17 protein-coding genes are annotated in these 19490 nt (G+C 70.4%); 7 read left to right on the top strand and 10 right to left on the bottom strand.

Features of this window, described 5'->3' with window-relative positions; translation table 11 throughout:
* Positions 1 to 909, top strand: a 909-nt coding sequence (locus E1292_RS50965) for an aminoglycoside phosphotransferase (protein ID WP_165974461.1), incomplete at its 5' end; no start/stop codon positions are given.
* The gene (locus E1292_RS09730; protein ID WP_132594206.1) at positions 906 to 1865 is read left to right on the top strand and encodes an SIS domain-containing protein; all 960 of its coding nucleotides are present in this window, start codon (positions 906 to 908) and stop codon (positions 1863 to 1865) included. The genes E1292_RS50965 and E1292_RS09730, both read left to right, overlap by 4 nt.
* A gap of 6 nt (positions 1866 to 1871) precedes the next feature.
* Here E1292_RS09730 and E1292_RS09725 read toward each other — a convergent pair whose 3' ends face one another.
* The 5 genes from E1292_RS09725 to E1292_RS09705 form a co-directional block, all read right to left on the bottom strand.
* Positions 1872 to 2438 (bottom strand): GTP-binding protein, encoded by a 567-nt coding sequence (locus E1292_RS09725; RefSeq protein WP_132594204.1) that lies wholly within the window; start codon positions 2436 to 2438, stop codon positions 1872 to 1874.
* Positions 2419 to 2733, bottom strand: coding sequence for a DUF742 domain-containing protein (locus E1292_RS09720; RefSeq protein ID WP_246090028.1), 315 nt, complete (start codon positions 2731 to 2733; stop codon positions 2419 to 2421). The genes E1292_RS09725 and E1292_RS09720 overlap by 20 nt, the downstream gene beginning before the upstream one ends.
* A 191-nt stretch (positions 2734 to 2924) precedes the next feature.
* Positions 2925 to 4040 (bottom strand): RNA-guided endonuclease InsQ/TnpB family protein, encoded by a 1116-nt coding sequence (locus tag E1292_RS09715; RefSeq protein ID WP_132594200.1) that lies wholly within the window; start codon positions 4038 to 4040, stop codon positions 2925 to 2927.
* A gap of 99 nt (positions 4041 to 4139) precedes the next feature.
* Positions 4140 to 4562: a roadblock/LC7 domain-containing protein gene (locus E1292_RS09710; RefSeq protein ID WP_132594198.1), complete on the bottom strand. Its 423-nt coding sequence runs from the start codon at positions 4560 to 4562 to the stop codon at positions 4140 to 4142.
* Positions 4559 to 7159, bottom strand: a complete 2601-nt coding sequence (locus E1292_RS09705; protein ID WP_132594196.1) for a sensor histidine kinase — start codon at positions 7157 to 7159, stop codon at positions 4559 to 4561. Before E1292_RS09705 ends, E1292_RS09710 begins: the two co-directional genes overlap by 4 nt.
* A gap of 288 nt (positions 7160 to 7447) precedes the next feature.
* Between E1292_RS09705 and E1292_RS09700 the strand changes: the two genes are divergently transcribed.
* Genes E1292_RS09700 through betA form a run of 5 tightly spaced genes read left to right on the top strand, consistent with a single transcriptional unit; the run spans position 7448 to position 14054 of the window.
* Positions 7448 to 8551, top strand: a complete 1104-nt coding sequence (locus E1292_RS09700) for a quaternary amine ABC transporter ATP-binding protein (RefSeq protein WP_132594194.1) — start codon at positions 7448 to 7450, stop codon at positions 8549 to 8551.
* Complete coding sequence (locus E1292_RS09695) at positions 8548 to 10464, top strand: ABC transporter permease (RefSeq protein WP_132594192.1); 1917 nt, start codon at positions 8548 to 8550, stop codon at positions 10462 to 10464. Before E1292_RS09700 ends, E1292_RS09695 begins: the two co-directional genes overlap by 4 nt.
* Positions 10461 to 11435, top strand: a complete 975-nt coding sequence (locus tag E1292_RS09690; protein ID WP_132594190.1) for an ABC transporter substrate-binding protein — start codon at positions 10461 to 10463, stop codon at positions 11433 to 11435. The genes E1292_RS09695 and E1292_RS09690 overlap by 4 nt, the downstream gene beginning before the upstream one ends.
* Positions 11436 to 11487: 52 nt before the next feature.
* Positions 11488 to 12423: an ABC transporter substrate-binding protein gene (locus E1292_RS09685; RefSeq protein WP_132594188.1), complete on the top strand. Its 936-nt coding sequence runs from the start codon at positions 11488 to 11490 to the stop codon at positions 12421 to 12423.
* Positions 12420 to 14054: a choline dehydrogenase gene (gene betA / locus E1292_RS09680; protein WP_181958206.1), complete on the top strand. Its 1635-nt coding sequence runs from the start codon at positions 12420 to 12422 to the stop codon at positions 14052 to 14054. The genes E1292_RS09685 and betA overlap by 4 nt, the downstream gene beginning before the upstream one ends.
* Positions 14055 to 14097: 43 nt before the next feature.
* Here the strand turns inward: betA and E1292_RS09675 are convergent, their stop codons facing one another.
* From E1292_RS09675 to E1292_RS09655, 5 genes are all read right to left on the bottom strand, one after another.
* Complete coding sequence (locus E1292_RS09675; RefSeq protein ID WP_132594186.1) at positions 14098 to 14877, bottom strand: TetR/AcrR family transcriptional regulator; 780 nt, start codon at positions 14875 to 14877, stop codon at positions 14098 to 14100.
* A 231-nt stretch (positions 14878 to 15108) separates the two neighbouring features.
* Entirely contained in the window at positions 15109 to 15687 is a 579-nt protein-coding gene (locus E1292_RS09670) for a GTP-binding protein (RefSeq protein ID WP_132509929.1), read from the bottom strand.
* Positions 15668 to 16030 (bottom strand): DUF742 domain-containing protein, encoded by a 363-nt coding sequence (locus E1292_RS09665; protein WP_132509931.1) that lies wholly within the window; start codon positions 16028 to 16030, stop codon positions 15668 to 15670. The genes E1292_RS09670 and E1292_RS09665 overlap by 20 nt, the downstream gene beginning before the upstream one ends.
* Positions 16031 to 16056: 26 nt before the next feature.
* Positions 16057 to 16479 (bottom strand): roadblock/LC7 domain-containing protein, encoded by a 423-nt coding sequence (locus E1292_RS09660; RefSeq protein ID WP_132330743.1) that lies wholly within the window; start codon positions 16477 to 16479, stop codon positions 16057 to 16059.
* A gap of 25 nt (positions 16480 to 16504) precedes the next feature.
* Entirely contained in the window at positions 16505 to 19381 is a 2877-nt protein-coding gene (locus E1292_RS09655) for a nitrate- and nitrite sensing domain-containing protein (RefSeq protein ID WP_165974460.1), read from the bottom strand.
* Positions 19382 to 19490: the final 109 nt, after the last annotated feature.

Below are 19490 nucleotides of genomic sequence, written 5' to 3'. Positions count from 1 at the left end.
CCCGAGATCCTCGCCCACCTCGTTGAGGCGGGCTTCAACGACACCGCTCCCCCGTACGCGGCTCTGACCGCGGTGCTGGACGGCCGTGACCATCTCCTCGCCCTGGTCACGGGCTATCTGCCAGGAGCGCGGGACGGCTGGGAGTGGTGCGTCGACGAGGCCGCGTCGCCGGACAGGGCCGGCGCCACCGCCTTCGCCACGCCGCTCGGCCGCCTGGCCGCCGACCTGCATCTGGCCCTCGCCACGCTGCCGCCGCGCCCCGGCGGGACCGGCCCCACCCTGGCGGCGCGGGCGGCGGGCGCGCTCGCGCAGGCCCTGGAGCTGACCGGCGGCGACGACGGCGAGTGGCTGGCCGGCAGGTCCGCCGCCCTCCGGCGCGACCTCGCCCCGCTGGACCTTCCCGCGACCGGCCCGCGCATCAGGATCCACGGCGACCTCCACGTCGGCCAGATCCTCCGGTGGGAGGGCGGGTACGCGGTGATCGACTTCGACGGCAACCCCACGGTCGCCGACGCGGACCCGTACCAGCCGGCGGCCAGGGACGTCGCCCAGCTGACCACGAGCCTGGAGCACGTGGCGCAGGTGGCGATCAGGCGGCGGTCCACGCCGCCCGCCGAGGCCGCCGCGTGGGCGGCCGCCGCCCGCGCCGCCCTGCTGTCCGCCTACCGGGCCCGCCTGGCCGAGCGGGGCCGGCCTGACCTGCTGGACGACAGGCTGATCCGCCCGTTCGAGGTGGAGCAGGAGTGCCGGGAGCTCATCTACGCCGCCCGTCACCTGCCCCGCTGGCGCTACGCCCCCATGGGCGTCCTGCGCACCTGGTACCCCGCTGAGAACCCGGAGCAGGACCCCGAGGCGGAGCCGGGCCCCGAGCAGAACCCGAAGCAGGACCCCGAGGAGAACATCGCGTGAATCCCGAGCTCTACCTGTCCGACCTGGAGGCCAAGCCGGCGGCGCTGCGGAGCCTGGCCGGCGCCCTGGCCGAGGAGAACCCGTTCCGCGCCCTGCCGCCGGGCATCGCCAGGGTGCTCTTCCTCGGCATGGGCAGCTCCCGCTACGCCGCCGAGGTGGCGGCCCTGCGCCTGCGCGCGGCGGGCGTCGACGCGTACGCCGACTACGCCTCCGCCGCCGCCACGTATCCGGCGAGGGAGGACACCCTGGTCGTGCCGATCTCGGCCACCGGCGCCAGCGGGGAGACCCTCGACGCCGCGGCCCGCTACGCGGGCGGCCCCTCCCCCGTCGCCGTGCTCACCAACACCACGGGCTCGCCCCTCGCCGAGGCGGCGGACCTGGTGATCCCCATGCACGCGGGCGAGGAACGCGGCGGCGTCGCGTGCCGGACGTTCCAGCACACCCTGGCGCTCCTGCTGCTCATGGAGGCCACGCTCACCGGGCGGGACCGCGACGTGCCCGCCCTGGTGGTGCGGGCCGCCGAGGCCACCGCCGACCTGCTGGACCGCCGGGACGCCTGGCTCCCGCAGGCACTGGAACTGCTCGACGGCCCGCACGGCGTCTACGCCGTCGCCCCCGCCGAGCGCCTGTCGTCGGCGGAGCAGTCGGCGCTGATGTTGCGCGAGGGCCCGCGCCGCCCGGCCGACGCGTGCGAGACGGGCGACTGGTCCCACGTGGACGTCTACCTCACCAAGTCCCTCGACTACCGGGCCCTGCTCTATCCGGGTTCCCGCTACGACGACCAGGCCATGGACTGGGTACGCCTGCGGGGTTCGACGGTGCTCGCCGTCGGCGCGGAGGTGAAGGACGCCGCGGCCGCCATCCGCTACCGGCACGACGGCGACCCCGACGTGGCCCTGCTCGCGGAGACCCTGGTGGCCGAGCTGGTGGCCGCCCGCTGGTGGGCGGGCCGGTAGGGGTGTTCAGCCGGCGCGCACGGCCATGGCGTGCTCGACCAGCGTGATGAGGGTGTGCTTGACCGCCGGGCGCGCCCGCGCGTCCGTGCGGACGATCGGCACGTGCGGCGAGAGCGTGAGCGCCTCCCGCACCTCGGTCTCGACGTGCGGGAACTCGCCGTTCCAGCCGTTCAGGCCGACCACGAACGGGATCCGCGACTCCTCGAAGTAGTCGACGGCGGGGAAACTGTCGGCGAGCCGGCGCGAGTCGACCAGCACCACGGCACCGATGGCCCCGCGCACCAGGTCGTCCCACATGAACCAGAACCGGTACTGGCCCGGCGTGCCGAACAGGTAGAGGATCAGGTCGTTCGCCAGGGAGAGCCGCCCGAAGTCCATGGCCACGGTCGTGGTGGTCTTGCCCGGTGTGTGGCCGAGGTCGTCGACGCCCGCCGACGCGTCGGTCATCACCGCCTCGGTGGTCAGCGGCAGGATCTCGGACACGGAGCTCACGAACGTGGTCTTGCCCACGCCGAACCCGCCCGCCACGACGATCTTCGTCGAGGTGAGCCGGCTAGAGCCTGCGAAGTCCACTCAACACCCTTTCGAGCAGGTTCTTATCGGGTAATCCCGCGTTCAGCTGCGGCTGGTACACCCTGACCAGCCCGTCCGCCTCCATGTCGGCGATGAGCACCCGCGCCACTCCGAGAGGGACGCTCAGCAGCGCCGAGATCTCCGCCACGGACCGCACCTGCCGGCACAGCTCGCTGATCGCCCGGTATTCGCGGGTGTAGGTCGGACCGAGCTGGGCCGAGGTCGCCGACGACACCAGGGCCTCCATGGCCAGCTCGGTACGCGGGGCGGTCCTTCCGCCGGTGACGGCGTACATGCGGACCAGCGAGCTGCGCTCGGGCTCCGCCTCGCCGTTATCCCACGATGCCACGGTTCACTCCCTTGACTCCCTCCCCACGCCTGAAGGCAGGGGACTCCAATCCGTCACCGGATCGGGGTTCCTGTTTCATCGGGCCACGCCTCCCCGGAAGACTCCGGGGCCGGTCTTACCAGCCCTCCGCAGGCGTTTTACCTCTCGACCAGCCCGGCCGCGAGGATGTTCTTCGCCGCGTTCACGTCCCGGTCGTGGACGCTCCCGCAGGCAGGACAGGTCCACGAACGGACGTTCAACGGCATGGAACCGTTGACGTGCCCGCATCCGCGAGCCGAGCACAGCTTCGACGACGGGAACCACCGGTCCACGGCCGCCAGCGTCCGCCCGTACCAGGCGGCCTTGTACTCCAGCATCCCCCGCAACTCGCGCCAGGAGGCGTCGGAGATGGCGCGGGCCAGCGAGTGGTTCTTGACCAGGTTGCGGACGGTCAGGTCCTCGATCGCGAGCGTTTGGTTCTCGCGCACCAATCGAGTGGTGACCTTGTGCAGGAAGTCCCGACGCCGGTCGGTGATCCGGGCATGCGCCCGCGCCACCTTCAGCTTGGCCTTGGCCCGGTTCGCCGAGCCCTTCGCCTTCCGGGCCAACTCCCGCTGCGCCTTGGCCAAGCGCCGCCTGTCCCGTCGTTCGCAGCGCGGATTCGTGATCTTCTCGCCGGTGGAAAGCGTCAGCAGATGAGTGAGCCCGGCATCCATCCCGATCTGCGCATCCACGGGCGGCAGCGGGCTGATCTTCTCCTCGACCAGCAGGGACACGAACCAGCGTCCCGCCGCATCCTTCGACACCGTCACCGTGGACGGCTCGGCTCTTTCCGGGAGCGGACGCGACCACACGATGTCCAGCGGAGCGTCCATCTTCGCCAGCTTCACCACGCCATCCCGGAACGAGAAGGCGTTGTTCTGGAACGTCGCCGATGCCCGCGACTTGTGCTTGGACTTGAAGCGCGGGTAGCGGGCACGCTTGGCGAAGAAGTTGTTGAACGCTACCTGCTGCCGGCGCAACGCCTGCTGCAACGGGACGTTCGACACCTCGCGCAGGAACTCCAGTTCCGGGTCTTGCTTCCATGCGGTCAGCCACTTGGCCGTGTCCACGTACGAAGTCGAGACGTGCTCGTCGGTGTAGCGCCGGTTGCGTTCGGCGAGTGCCTTGTTCCAGACCAACCGGACACACCCGAACGTGCGGTTCAGCAGATCCGCCTGTTCGGGGGTCGGGTAGAAGCGGTACTTGTAGGCCCGCTTCACGATCTGGGACATGCTTAACATGGTAGCGCTTGATCATGTTAAAGCTTGACCGCCATTCCGGCCTATCCCAAGGACTGAAGCCCGGGGTCTGCGGCCTGTGAACACACATGATCACCACGGACGCGCGGCGGACAGCTCCGCCCGTACGGCGGGCGTGAGCACCTGGCCCGCGCGCTCGACCAGGATCGTCATCTGGTAGGCGACCAGCCCCATGTCGCAGTCGGGTGCGGCCAGCACCGCCAGGCAGGATCCGTCGCTGATCGACGTCACGAGCAGCAGTCCGCGCTCCATCTCGACGAGCGTCTGGGTGACCCCTCCGCCCTCGAAGACCCGCGCCGATCCGTGCGTGAGGCTGACCAGGCCCGCCGCGATGGCGGCGAGCTGGTCGGCGCGGTCCTTGGGGAAGCCCCGCGAATACGCCATGGGCAGCCCGTCGGCGGAGACGACGACGGCGTGCGCCACGCCGGGCACCTCTTCGACGAAGCCGGTGACCAGCCAGTTGACGTCCCTGGCGGCCTGGCTCAGCTCCTTCATGAGTCCTCCTCGAGCTCGGCACGGCCCTTGCGCACGCCCTGCTGGTAGCTGGCCAGCCGGGATCGCAGCCGATCAGGGGACAGCGGTGGAGCGGGAGCGGGAGCGGGCGCCGGATTCGCGGTGCCCGGTACCAGATTCGCCTTCGGCGTCCTTTTCGGCAAGCCCGAGTTCGTGGTGCCGCTCTGGGCGGGCTCCGCGGCCGCGCCCGCGGCCTGCCATCCCTGGTCGGCGGGCGAGCTCCAGGAGGAGTCGCGGTGGTCGGCGGTGGGGGCCGCCTTGCTGAACCAGCTGCTCCCCTCGACGGCGGTGAAGATCGGCAGGAACTCGTCCTGGGACGACCCCGGCAGGTCGGCCGCCTGGATGGGCGGCTCGGCCGCTTGGGTGTACGGCGGCTGCTCGCCCGGAAAGGTGTACGGCGGCTGCTCCCCCGGGCTGGTCGGCGACCGGCCGAACCACGACGAAGGCTCGGCCGCCACGGGTGCGGCGTCGAACGACGGATGCCCGGGTGGAGGGCCTGTCAGGAAGGGGGGCGGCGGTGTGTGAACGGGGGCGGCGAAGGAGTCGGCGGTCCCGAAGGACGGCGTGCGCACCTGCGCCTGCCTGGGCACCTGGACCCGTCCCGGCGCGGGCATCGCGCTCGGCACCTCCGTGAGCAACATCGGCGGGATCAGCACCATGGCGGTCAGCCCGCCGATGTCCTGCGCCCGCAGCTGGACCCTGATGGTGTGCCGCAGCGCCAGCCGGCCGACCACGAACAGGCCCATGCGCCGCGACACCGACACGTCCACGACCGGCGGATTGGCCAGCCGCCAGTTGGCCTCGGCCAGTTCGTCGGGGCTCATGCCGATCCCCTGGTCGGTGACCGACAACATCAGGCTGCCCTCGTCGATGCGGCCGCTGGAGATGATCACCTTGGTGTCCCGGGAGGAGAAGGAGACGGCGTTCTCGACCAGCTCCGCGAGCAGGTGCACCACGTCGGTGACGGCCTGGCCCGCGATGGCGACGTCCGACTCGACCTGGATGCTGACCCGGTCGTAGCTCTCCACCTCGCCCAGCGCCGCCCGTACGATGTCCATCAGCTCGACCGGCTCGCTCCACTTGCGGGCGGCTTCCTGGCCGGCCAGGACGAGCAGGTTCTCGCTGTTGCGCCGCATGCGGGTGGCCAGGTGGTCGAGCTTGAACAGGTCGCCGAGCCGGGCGTCGTCGCGCTCGCCACGCTCCAGCCGCTCGATCAGCGTGAGCTGCCGTTCGACGAGCGTCTGGCTGCGCCTGGACAGGTTGACGAACATGGCGTTGACGTTGGAGCGCAACCGCGCCTCGTCGCCCGCCAGCCGTACGGCCTCGCGGTGCACCTCGTCGAACGCGCGCGCGACCTCGCCCACCTCGTCCTTGGAGAAGATGCCGATGGGCGGCACCTCGGCGTTGACCACGCCGTCGCGCGACTCGCGCAGATGCTGCACGAAGTCGGGCAGCCGCCGGCCCGCGATCTCCAGCGCCTCGCTGCGCAGGCGGCGCAGGGGGCGTACGAGCGACCTGGCCACACCGGTGGTGATCAGCAGCACGGCCACCAGCAGCGCGAGCACCGCGCCCGCGGTCACGAACGCCTTCCGCCGCTCGTCCGCGCTGAGCGCCTCGCTGCGGGCCACGATGCCCTGGGCCTGGCGCCGCTCGACCGTGCGCATGGAGTCGACGACCACGGCGGCGGCGTCGTGCCACTCCTTGGCGTCGTCGCGCTTGGCCTGGTCGAGCCCGCGCAGCGGCAGCTCGTTGGTGGCCCTGATCATCACCAGCTCGCGCAGGAACAGCATGCGGTCAGCGGACCTGCCGTTGACGGTCTCGTCGAAGAAGCGGCGCTCGCCGGCGGTGGCCTCATCGGCGAAGGCCCTGCGCTCGCTGGCCTCCTTGGACTGCTCGCCGAGGAAACGTTTGAGCTGGTCGGGGTCGAACGCCCCCTCGACCAGCACGATCGTGACCAGCGCCTGCTGGTAGGAGACGCTCTCCTTGGCCCGGGCGAGCGCGTCGAACATGCGGGTCTGCCGGAACAGCTCGTCGTCGGCACTGCCCTTGATCAGCTCGTTGTGCACGGAGAGCAGGTCGGCGATCACGGTCGTGTAGAGCTCGACGGCCGGGGCGGGCAGCAGGTTGGCGTCGAGCGCCTGCGCGCGCAGGGTGTTCAGGTCGTTCAGGCGGCTGAGCAGGGTCTCGATCTGGTCCGCCGTACGGCCGCTCACGTCGTTCAGCAGGAACTGCGCGAGGCCGCGCACCTTCTTGACGGACAGGTCGGTCTGGTCCATCTGGGTGCGCACCGTGCCCAGCTCGACCGCGGGCCGGTCGCGTGCGATGTACCACGCGGTCCTGGCCCGTTCGGTGGACACCTGGTGGGTGAGCTCGCCCAGCTCCGCGGACATCCTGGCGAACTGGTTCGTACGGGCGTAGTCACCGGCGGCGGAGGTCGAGGCGAGCACCTGGACACCGCCGAGCAGCACGGCGGCGGCCGTCGGGATGAGGATGAGCGCGACCAGGCGCGCCCGCACGCGCCAATTGCGCAGCCGCCAGCCGCTCTCGCTGGCCTGCCTCTCGCCCAGCTGTGTACTCACCGAACGCACCTCGCCCGAATCGGCGTATATGAGGGGCATACGCCCCGGGGGAAATCAGCAAGTGCGGGTAATTGGAACACATCCCATACAGGACGGCCAACCGAACTTAACGCGACAAAAGTCGAGTCGTGTGACTCCTGAGGATAGAACTTGCGACCCCACGCGTGAAGCACCCAAGCGAGAAATTAGCCCACATCAAGATAAATGTCCGCTAATGGGCGGTTAGTTCGCTTTCAACGCATAACACGGAAGCCGCACCGTGATCTCTGGAGTGTCACAGCGTTGAGAATGTCGCTAATCACCACATATGTTGAGCGACGTCATAACGAGGAGGCGAGTGTGGGCGATTCTCACAGCGCGGCCATCACCGTCGAGGGCCTTTGGAAGATCTTCGGGCCCAAGGCGCAGAAAGTGCTGGACAGCGAGGACAGACATCTCGATCCCGCCGCGCTGAGAGAGAAGACCGGCTGCACCGCCGCCGTCAGGGACGTCGGTTTCGAGGTGCGCCCCGGCGAGGTGTTCGTGGTCATGGGGCTGTCCGGCAGCGGCAAGTCCACGCTCGTACGCTGCCTCACGCGGCTCATCGAGCCCAGCGCCGGCGATATCACCATCGGCGGCGAGAACATCGGCCGCGCCTCGCCCGCCCGGCTCCGCGAGATCCGGCGGCACCAGGTCAGCATGGTCTTCCAGCACTTCGGCCTGCTGCCGCACCGCAAGGTGATCGACAACGTCGCGTACGGGCTGGAGATCCAGGGCACGCCCAGGGCCGCCAGGCACGAGCGGGCCGAGGAGATCCTCAGCCTGGTCGGCCTCGACGGCCACGCCGACGCCTACCCCGACCAGCTCTCCGGCGGGATGCAGCAGCGGGTCGGGCTGGCCCGCGCGCTGGCCGTGGACCCGCAGGTGATGCTGTTCGACGAGCCGTTCAGCGCGCTCGACCCGCTGATCAGGCGCGACATGCAGGCCGAGGTCATCCGCCTGCACCGGGAAGTCGGCAAGACGCTGGTGTTCATCACGCACGACCTGTCGGAGGCGCTCAAGCTGGGCGAGCGGATCGCGATCATGCGGGCCGGCTCCATCGTGCAGCTCGGCACCGCGGAGGAGCTGGTGGGCGCGCCGGCCGACGACTACGTGGCCGACTTCGTCCGCGACGTGCCGAGGAGCCACGTGCTGACGCTGCGCTGGCTCTGCCGGTCCCCCGAGCCGGGCGAGTCGCTGGACGGGCCGGAGTTGCCCGTCTCCACGGTCATCAGGGACGCCATCGCCGCCTCCTCCGCGTCCGCCCACCCGATCAGGGTGGTGGACGGCGACGAGCTGGCGGGCGTCGTGGACCGGGTCGACCTGCTGTCCTTCCTGTCGGGTCAGGAGACCCCCGTGCGAGCGGGCGCATGAGCAGCGCCACGGCCGTCGGCCGGCCGGCCCGGCTCGGCCTGCCGAGGTGGGCGGCCCCTGCTGGGGCAGCGGTCCTGTTCGCGGCGGCGTACCTGGTCTTCCGCGACACGGCGACGCTGCCGCACAACAAGGAGGCGGCGCCGTTCCTGGCCGTCACCGAGCTGCGCGAGTGGATCGACGACAACAGGAACGACAACCCGCTCTTCCTGTACTTCCTCAACTACATCAGGCTCTTCGTCGGCGGGCTCTACGACGCCTTCCACACCGTCCTGCTCGCGCTCGGCTGGCCCGGCATCACGGGCGTCATGGGTGCGCTGGGCTGGCTGTCCGGCGGCCGGTGGATCGCGGCGCTCGCGGTGGGCGGCGTGAGCGCGTTCGGCCTGCTCGGCCTCTGGGAGTCGAGCGTCGACACGCTGGCCCTGGTCGCGGTGGCGGTGCTGCTGTCGCTCGCCGTCGGCATCCCGCTGGGCGTGTGGGCCGGGCTCTCCTGGCGCGTGCGCCGGGTGCTGACGCCGGTCCTCGACGTCATGCAGATCATGCCGACGTTCGCGTACCTGGCGCCGCTCGCGCTGTTCTTCCACATCGGCGCGCCCGCCGGCGCCATCGCGACGATGATCTACGCGATCCCGCCCGCCATCCGCATCACCGCCCTGGCCATCTCGGAGGTCTCCCCCACGGCGGTCGAGGCGTCCGCCTCGCTGGGCGCCACGGGCCGGCAGACGTTGTTCAAGGTCTACCTGCCGCTGGCCAGGTCCACGATGGCGCTGGCGGTCAACCAGACGATCATGATGGCGCTGTCCATGGTCGTCATCGCGAACCTGATCTCGGCCCCGGGGCTGGGCGGCGACATCATCCGCGGCCTGTCGCGGGCCCAGGTCGGCATCATGCTCCCGGCGGGTGTGGCCGTGGTGATCATGGCGGTGGTGCTCGACCGGATGACGATGGCCCTGTCCCGCCGGGACGCGCACGCCGCGACCTCGCGGGCCGACCTGGCCGGGGCGGGTGCGCTGGCGGTGGCCGGGCTCGCGCTCATCCCCGTGCTGCCGCGCGTCTGGCCGGAGAACCTCACCGTCAACGTCGTGGCGGAGGTGAACGACGCCGTCCGCTGGGCCGAGACGAACTGGTACCCGGTGACGACGTTCATCAAGGACGTCACCACCCGCGCCCTGCTCAACCCGCTGGAGTCGCTGCTCACCTCGGCTCCGTGGTGGCTGGTGGCGCTCGCGGTGCTGGCGGCCGCCTGGCGGGTGAGCGGGCTGCGTCCCGCGCTGACGGCGCTGGCCTGCCTGCTGGCCATCGCGCTGCTCGGCCTGTGGGAGCACAGCATGATGACGATGAGCACGGTCGCCGTCGCGGTGCTCGTCACCCTGGCCATCGGCCTGCTGCTCGGGGTGGCCGCGGCCCGCTCGCCGCGCTTCTCGGCCGTGCAGCGGCCCATCCTCGACGCCGCACAGACCATGCCCGCGTTCGTCTACCTGCTGCCGGCGCTGGCGCTCTTCGGCACCACCAGGTTCACCGCGATCTTCGCCTCCGTCATCTACGCGGTCCCGCCGGTCGTACGCCTGGTCGAGGACGGCATCAGAGCGGTGCCCGCCACGGTCGTCGAGGCCGCCGCCTCGGCGGGCTCGACCCCGCGCCAGCTGCTGTGGAAGGTGCAGCTGCCCATGGCCAGGAGGGCCATCCTGCTCGCGGCCAACCAGGGCATCGTGATGACGCTGGCCATGGTCGTCATCGGCGGCCTGGTCGGGGCGGGCGCGCTGGGCTACGACGTGGTCCTCGGCTTCTCCCAGCGGACCGACTTCGGCATGGGCTTCGTGGCGGGCATCGCCACGGTGCTCCTCGGAGTCATGCTCGACCGCATCACGCAGGGCGCCGACAGGCGCTCTTCCCCCCGAAAGAGGAAGTTCACATGAAGATTCGCCTGCTCGCAGGCCTTCTCGCCCTTGGGCTCACCGCGATGGGCTGCGGCGGAGCCACGGTCGACACCTCGACCAGCTCGGCCGCGCCGGAGGCCGGCGCCAGCGCCTCGGGCGGCTCCGCCGGCACGGTGAAGATCGCCATCAATCCATGGGTCGGTTACGAGGCCAGCGCCAACGTCGTGGCGTACCTGCTGGAGAACGAGCTCAACTACGACGTCGAGCTGCCCGAGATCAAGGAGCAGCTGGCCTGGGAGGGCTTCGAGACCGGCGACGTCGACGTCATCATCGAGAACTGGGGTCACCCCGACCTGAAGAAGCAGTTCATCGAGGAGAAGAAGGTCGCCGTCGAAGCGGGCTCCACCGGCAACAAGGGCGTCATCGGCTGGTACATCCCCAAGTGGATGGCCGACGAGCACCCGGACATCACCGACTGGAAGAACCTCAACAAGTACGCCGAGCTGTTCAAGACCTCGGAGTCGGGCGACAAGGGCCAGCTGCTGTTCGGCGACCCGTCGTACGTCAGCAACGAGGCCGCGCTGATCAAGAACCTCAAGCTCAACTACAAGATCGTCACCGGCGGCAGCGAGGCGGCCCTGATCAAGGGCGCCCAGCAGGCGCAGGCGCAGAAGAAGCCGCTGCTGTTCTACTTCTGGGACCCGCACTGGCTGTTCAGCCAGACCGAGCTGGTCCGGGTCAACCTGCCGCCCTACACCGAGGGCTGCGACGCCGACCCCAAGAAGGTGGCCTGCGACTACCCGGAGATGGACCTCGACAAGATCGTCAGCAAGAAGTTCGCCGACACCGGCGGCAAGGCGTACGAGCTGGTCAAGAACTTCAACTGGACCAACGAGGACCAGAACGCCGTCGCCGACGACATGACCAACAACGGCATGACCGGCGAGGACGCCGCCAAGAAGTGGGTCGAGGCCAACCCCGCCAAGTGGCAGGCGTGGATCCCCAAGTAGCCCCTCGACGACCCGGGCCCCGGCACGCGGGGCCCGGGCACGGAGACCTCTGATGCGAACGAAGACGCTCGTCGGGCCGCTGGTCGCGGCCCTGCTCCTGACGGCCTGCTCCGCCGGGGAGCCCGACTCGGCCACCGTGTCCAAGGGGACGGTCGCCATCGACATCCACGCCTGGGTGGGCTACGAGGCCCAGGCGGCCGTGCTGGCGTACCTGCTGAAGCACGAGCTGGGATACGCGGTGAAGACGCGGAAGGCGGCGGAGGCGCAATCCTGGAAGGACTTCGAAACCGGCAAGGTTGACGTGATCGTCGAGAACTGGGGGCACAACGATCTGAAGAAGGAGTTCATCGAGGAGAAGAAGGTCGCCCTGTCCGCCGGCCTCACGGGGAACAAGGGAGTGATCGGCTGGTACGTCCCCGAGTGGATGGCCAAGAAATATCCCGACATTACGGACTACCGAAACCTCAATAAATACGCGCACCTCTTCCGTACCGCAAAGACGGGAAATGCCGGACAGATCCTGGACGGCGATCCGACGTTCGTGACCAACGACGAGACACTCGTCAAGAACCTCAACCTCAACTACAAAGTCGTCTACTCGGGCAGCGAAGAGGCGTTGATCAAGGCGGCCCAGTCCGCGACGAGGAACCGGACGCCCTTGCTCATGTATTTCTACGAACCGCAATGGTTGTTCACCAAGGTCAAGCTCGTCAAGGTCGCGCTGCCCCCGTACGCGGTGGGCTGCGACGAGGTCCCGGCCAAGGTCGCCTGCGACTACCCTCCCTACCTGCTCGACAAGATCGTCAGCCGGCGGTTCGCGGAGACCGGCGGGCAGGCGTACGAGCTGGTCCGCAACTTCAGCTGGACCAACGACGACCAGAACACCGTGGCCAGTGACATGATCAACGAGAAGATGACCGCCGAGCAGGCGGCCGAGCGGTGGGTCGCCGAGAACAAGATCGTGTGGAAGGACTGGATTCCCCGTTGAGGTACGACTACGTCATCGTGGGCGGCGGCAGCGCGGGCTGCGCCCTGGCCCACCGGCTCAGCGCCGACCCCTCGACGTCCGTGCTGGTGCTGGAGGCGGGCAGGCCCGACTACCTGTGGGACGTGTTCATCCACATGCCGGCCGCGCTGATGTTCCCGATCGGCAGCCGCTTCTACGACTGGAAATACGAGTCCGAGCCCGAGCCGCACATGCACGGCCGCCGCGTCTACCACGCCCGCGGCAAGGTGCTGGGCGGCTCCAGCAGCATCAACGGCATGATCTTCCAGCGCGGCAACCCGCTCGACTACGAACGCTGGGCCGCCGATCCCGGCATGGAGCACTGGGACTACGCGCACTGCCTGCCCTACTTCAAGCGCATGGAGACCTGCCTGGCCGAGCCCGGCACGGACTTCCGCGGCGGCGACGGCCCGCTGAAGCTCGAACGCGGCCCGGCCCGCGGCCCGCTCTTCGAGGCGTTCTTCGAAGCCGTGCAGCAGGCCGGCCACCCGCTGACCGACGACGTGAACGGCTACCGCCAGGAGGGCTTCGCCGCCTTCGACCGCAACGTCCACCGCGGCCGCCGGCTCAGCGCGGCCCGCGCCTACCTGCACCCGGCACGCCGCCGGCGCAACCTCACGGTCAGAACCCGCGTGCTCGTGGAGCGCGTGCTCTTCGACGGCACCAGGGCCGTCGGCGTGCGGTGCGGCGGCGAGCGCATCGAGGCGGGCGAGGTCATCCTGAGCGCCGGCGCCGTCAACACCCCCCAGCTCCTGCAACTGTCCGGCGTCGGCCCTCGTGACCTGCTGGAGCCCCTGGGCGTGAAGATGGTGCACGACCTTCCCGGCGTGGGCGAGAACCTGCAGGACCACCTGGAGGTGTACGTCCAGCACGGCTGCAGGCAGCCGGTCTCGCAGCAACCGTCGCTGGCCAGATGGCGCAGGCCCTTCATCGGCGCCGACTGGCTCTTCCGCAGGAGCGGCCCCGGCGCCACCAACCACTTCGAGGCCGGCGGCTTCATCCGCTCCAACGACGACGTGGCGTACCCGAACCTGATGTTCCACTTCCTGCCGATCGCGGTCCGCTACGACGGCTCCGCCCCGGCCGGCGGCCACGGTTACCAGGTGCACATCGGCCCGATGTATTCGGACGCCAGGGGCTCGGTGCGGATCACGTCGGCCGACCCCCGCCGGAAGCCGGCCCTGCGCTTCAACTACCTCTCCACCGACCAGGACCGCCGCGAGTGGGTGGAGGCCGTCAGGCACGCCAGGACCATCCTGGCCCAGCCCGCCTGGGCCGACCTCGACGCCGGCGAGCTCTCCCCCGGCCCCGCCGTGCAGAGCGACGAGGAGATCCTCGACTGGGTGGCCAGGGACGCCGAGACCGCGCTCCACCCCTCCTGCACCTGCAAGATGGGCACGGACGAGACAGCGGTGGTGGACCCGGGGACGATGCGCGTCCACGGCCTCGACGGGCTGCGCGTGGTGGACGCCTCGGCGATGCCGTACGTCACCAACGGCAACATCTACGCCCCGGTCATGATGCTCGCCGAGAAGTCGGCCGACCTCATCCTCGGCAACACCCCGTTACCTCCGGAGCCGGTGGAGTTCTACCGCCACCCGCGACCGGCCTGAGACACCCGCCACCGGTCCGACAGCGCGCCGCCCGGCAGGGCGGTCAGCCGATCACCTCACCGGTGGCGCGGCTCGTCACCAGGGCCTCGATGCCGTCGAGCACGCGCCGGAGGCCGAACTCGAAGGCGTGCTCGGGGTTGTAGGCGGCGTTGAGCTCCTCCCCCACCGCCTGCCCCACCCGGGTCGCCGTGGGATAGCGGTCGACGTCGGCGATCCTGCCGAAGAAGGGCGAGTGCGCGGCCCACCACTGCTCGTCGGTCATGCCCGTCCGGGTCTCGGCCTGGGCGGCCTCCACCGCGCCCCTGGCCGTGCCGTGCACGAACCCGGTGATCAGAGTGATCACCGAGTCCATCTCCAGGTCCGTCAGCCCGATCCCGTCGATCGCGCGCAGCTCGTAGTCGTATTTCGCGGTGACATTGGGGCCGAGCACGGGGCGGCTCGTCGCCACCTGCAGCAGCCAGGGGTGGCGCAGGTAGAGGGCCCAGTTCGCCCTGGCGATCTGCTCCAGCCGGCTGCGCCAGCCGCCGGGCACGTCCTCCGGCCTGGCGGTCTCGCCGTAGACGGTGTCCAGCATGACGTCGAGCAGCTCAGGCTTGCCGGGCACGTACGTGTAGAGCGACATCGTCCCGACGCCCAGCCGCTCGGCCACGCGCCGCATGGACAACGCCTGCAGGCCCTCCGCGTCGGCCACCTCGATGGCGGCCCGCACGATGCGGTCGACGCTCAGCTCCGGCCTGCCCTTGCGGCTGGCCCGCTCGCTGGTGCGCCAGAGCAGTGCCAGGCTGCGCGCGGGGTCGCCCTTTCCCGAGTACTCAACGGTCACGTTCGTACGGTACACCGTACGGTCGGCCAGGAGCCCCCCGCCACCAGCCCCGCGCCGAGCGGGACGAGCACGCCGTCGTCGCCGAGCCGGCCAAGGAGCCGAGGACGGCTTCCGGGGCAGCGGCGCCCGACCGCATCGCCGGCGCGCCCGAGTCGCACTTCGCCTACGAGGAGGAGCAGCTCGTGCCGGTGCTCGACTCGCTCGTCGACGTGCCGTGAGCCCGCGGGAGCACTAGCGCACGGGCGCGGAGCGCAACCGCACGACGTGCTCGACCAGCGAGATCAGCGTCGACTTGACCGCCTCGCGGTTACGGGCGTCGGTGCGCACGATCGGCACCTGCGGCGACAGCGCCAGCGCCTCCCTGACCTCCTGGTCGGAGTGCGGGAACTGGCCCTCCCAGCCGTTGATGCCGATCACGAACGGCAGCTTGGCCTCTTCGAAGTAGTCGATGGCCGGGAAACTGTCGGCCAGGCGGCGGGTGTCGAGCAGCACCACCGCGCCGATGGCGCCGCGCACCAGGTCGTCCCACATGAACCAGAACCGGTGCTGCCCCGGCGTGCCGAACAGGTAGAGGATCAGGTCGCGATCCAGCGACAGACGGCCGAAGTCCATCGCCACGGTCGTGGTCTGCTTGTGGGGGGTCAGACCGAGGTCGTCGATGCCCGCGGACGCGTCGGTCATCACCGCTTCCGTCGTGAGCGGGAGGATCTCGGACACCGCCCCCACGAACGTCGTCTTGCCGACGCCGAACCCGCCCGCGACGACGATCTTGGTCGACGTGAGGCCGGGGCTAGAGCCTGCGTAGTCCACTGAGCACCCTTTCGAGCATGTTGAGGTCTGGCTGTCCCTCGCTGAGGTGTGGCTGGTGCAGGCGGACAAGCCCTTCGTCGGACATGTCCGCCACGAGCACCCTGGCGACTCCCAGCGGGACACGGAGCAGGGCCGAGATCTCGGCGACCGACCGGAACGTCCTGCACAGCTGCATGATGGCCTCCTGCTCGGGGGTGAGCAGGGCCATCTCGTCGTCCGGGATCGACATCGACGAGATCAACGTCTCCATCGCGAGGTGATAGCGGGGCTCGGATCGTCCGCCGGTCACCGCGTAAGGCCGGAACAAGGGCTCGTCGTCCCCGGTTCCGTCAACGCCGTACACGACCCTCTCCCATCCGTTCCATCACATCACCGCGTCCTGGCCGCCTGGAGTTCCGCGCGCAGGGCCGGCGTGAGCGCCTGTCCCGCCCTGTCCACCAGCAGTGTCATCTGATAGGCCACGAGCCCCATGTCGCAGTCGGGCGCGGCCAGCACCGTGAGCACGGAACCGTCGCTGATCGCCATGACCAGGAGCAGGCCACGCTGCATCTCGACGACGGTCTGCGTCACCGACCCGCCCTCGAAGACCCTGGACGCGCCCACCGTCAGGCTCAGCAGGCCCGCGGAGACCGCGGCGAGCTGGTCGGCCCTGTCAGGTGGGAAGCCCTCCGACGCCGCCAGGCACAGGCCGTCGGCTGAGACGACGACGGCGTGCGCCACACCTGGCGTGTTGCGGACGAAGTCGGTGATCAGCCAGTCGAAGCGATGTGCCTCATGGCTAAGGGTTGTCACGCATCCTCCCCAGCGGGACGCTTACTCACTCTTGTTCCTCCTGTCCACGTACTTCCTGGCGGGCCCGTCGCACACCCTGCTGGAAACCGGCCATCCTGCTGCGCATCCGGTCTGCGGAGACCGGTTGCGCGGGCACCGACTGTGGCGGCTGTTGCTGCTGTGCCGCCTGGCCGGGGACCAGATTCGCCTTGGGGGTGCGCTTCGGAAGCCCGGCGGCGGTGATCCCGCCGAGACTCGGCTCGCTCGCGGCGGCCGCCGCCTGCCAGCCGGCGTCGGCGGCCGTTCGCCACGCTTCCTCCCCAGAGCGTACGGCCTGCGCCGGCGTGGCATCGCCGCCGCCCTCCGCCTGCGCCGCCTGCTCCTCGGGCGGTCGGCGGAACCAGGCCGACTCCACCGATGCGAAGATCGGCAGGTACTCTTCCTCCTCCTGCGCCACCGGCGACGCGTCGACCGAGGGGATCGGGTCTGGCCTGCGCACGTCGTTCGTGGAGTACGACGGGGGCGGCGGCGTCTGGAACGCGCCATTTCCGGATGGCGGAGAGCCCTTGCCCGGGTACGACGGGTAGTTCCCCGAGTCGAACGAGGCCGGCTGCCTGCGGTAGGAACCGCCGTCGGTGTCGGCGGTGAAGCCGTCGACACCCGCCCTGCCGGGGTCGGACGGGTGCGTCCCGAACGCGGGCCTCGGCGTTCCCGGCGCGCTGTCGTACGTGCCGGGGCCGGGCCGGGGCGTTCCCGCGGCCCTGCCGTTGGCGCCCGGGCGGAGGGACCCGGGGTCGAAGGAGTCGAAGCTGCCGAACGACCGGAATGTCCCGTTCAGGGTGGGCTGACCCGCCTGTCCGGGCACGCCGACCTGACCGGGCACGCCCGCCTGACCCGGCACACGGGCCTGACCAAGCACACCGGCCTGACCCGGCATGCCCGCCTGACCCGGCACGCTCGCCTGGCCGAGGACGCCCGCCTGACCTGGCGCGGTCCCGCCGCCGAACGCCGGCCGCTGCGGCAGCGGCTGCTGCGCGCCGTCGGCGATCAGCGCGGGCGGCAGCAGCACCATGGCGATCAGCCCCGCGCCCTCGCCCTTCCTGAGCTGCACCCTGATGCCGTGGCGCAGCGCCAGCCGGCCGACCACGAACAGGCCCATGCGCCGGGAGACCGACACGTCCACGACCGGGGGCTCGGCCAGGCGGCGGTTGGCCTCGGCCAGTTCCTCCTCGGTCATGCTGATGCCGGTGTCGGTCACCGACACCAGCGCGCCGCCGCCCTCGATGAGGCTGCTGGTCACCGTGACCTGGGAGTTGTTCGGGGAGAACTGGATGGCGTTCTCGACCAGCTCGGCGACCAGGTGGACCAGGTCGTTGGCGGCGCTGCCGACCACCGAGGTGGCCCGGTGCACCTTGACCTGGACGCGCTCGTAGCCCTCGACCTCCGACAGCGCGGCGCGTACGACGTCGACCAGCTTGGCCGGTTGGCTGCGGCGGCGGGTGGCCTCGTGGCCGGCCAGGACCAGCAGGTTCTCGGAGTTGCGGCGCATGCGGGTGGCCAGGTGGTCGAGCTTGAACAGGTCGGCCAGCCGGCCACCGTCCTGCTCGCCCTTCTCCAGGCCGTCGATCAGCGAGATCTGCCGCTCCACCAGCGTCTGGGTCCGGCGCGAGAGGTTGACGAACATCGAGCTGATGTTGCTGCGCAGCTCGGCCTCCTCGCCCGCCAGCCGCACGGCCTGCCGGTGCACCTGGTCGAAGGCCCTGGCCACCTCGCCGATCTCGTCGTTGCCCTCGACCTCGATGGGGCGTACCTCGCCCACGGAGCCGTCGCCGCTGACGCGCAGCCGCCGCACCACGTCGGGGAGCCGGAAGCCGGCGATCTCCAGGGCCTCGGTGCGCAGCCGGCGCAGCGGGCCGACCATGGACCGGGCGATGGCCACGGTGAGGAGCAGGACGAGCAGCAGCAGCGCCACGATGAGCACTCCCGCGATGACCGCGCTGCGGATCTCGGCGCTGCGCAGTTCCTGGCTGCGCAGGCCGACCTTGCCCGCCAGGTCCTCCTCGATCCCGTGGAGCACGTCGATGGTGGTCGTGTTCTGCTTGAACCACTGCTCGCGGTCGCCCGTGGCGGAGATCAGGTTCTCGGTGATCCGCGCGCCCGGCGACCGGCCACTGACCAGCGTGATCGCGCGCGACTTGGTGAGCTGGACGTTGACGTACTCCTCGGTGCCGGTCAGCCGCCTGGACAGGGCGAGCCCGACGTCGGGACCCGCCTCCGCGCCGACGGCGGCGATGTCGCTCTGCTGGCGCGCGTTGGAGGCGATGAACGCCTCGACGTCGTCGGCGCCGACCCGCTGGGTGTTGTAGGAGGCCTGGATGAGCTGGACGCGCTGCCGGGAGATCTCCTCCTTGGCCGACGCGAGGGCGCTCAGCGCGCGGAACTGGCCGATGATCTGCGAGTCGTCGGACAGCAGGCTCAGCTCGTCGTGCAGCCTGAGCAGGGTGTCGGTGAGGAAGTCGTAGCGGACGGAGTCGGTCTGGCCCTCCTCCCGGATCTTGTCCAGTCGGCTCAGGTCGTATTTCGCCTGGTCGGCGGCCTTGACGATGCGGGGGCCGTAGGACGCGTCCATCGTGTCGAGGTCGGACCGGACGGCCCTGACCAGCGTGTCGACGGCGGCCTTGCGCTGCTCCAGCGGGGCGGCGAGCTGCTTGCGCGTGGCACGGCCGGCACCGGCCCAGCCGGCGGTGTCACGCTCCAGCCCGATCGCCTGCACGAGGTCGCGGATGCGCCCGGACTGCTCGGCCCCGATGGCCGTGCGGTCGTAGACGCCGACGGTCTGGATCGACTCGACCACGCGCGCTCCCCCGAGCACGACGCCGGCGATGGTGGGTACCAGGATGAGCGCGGTGAGCCGCCACCGCACGCGCCAGTTACGCAGACCGAAGCGAGGCAGTGACCGCCGCTCGCGGTCCCGCTGCGCGGCTGGGGCGCCGCCGGAGTTCCCCGTAGTCACTGCTTCCGCTACCCCTCAA

It is taken from the genome of Nonomuraea deserti (assembly GCF_004348685.1).
Taxonomy (GTDB): domain Bacteria; phylum Actinomycetota; class Actinomycetes; order Streptosporangiales; family Streptosporangiaceae; genus Nonomuraea; species Nonomuraea deserti.
Note: the sequence above shows the minus strand (reverse complement) of the source record. Positions and strands in the feature narration are given on the sequence as shown.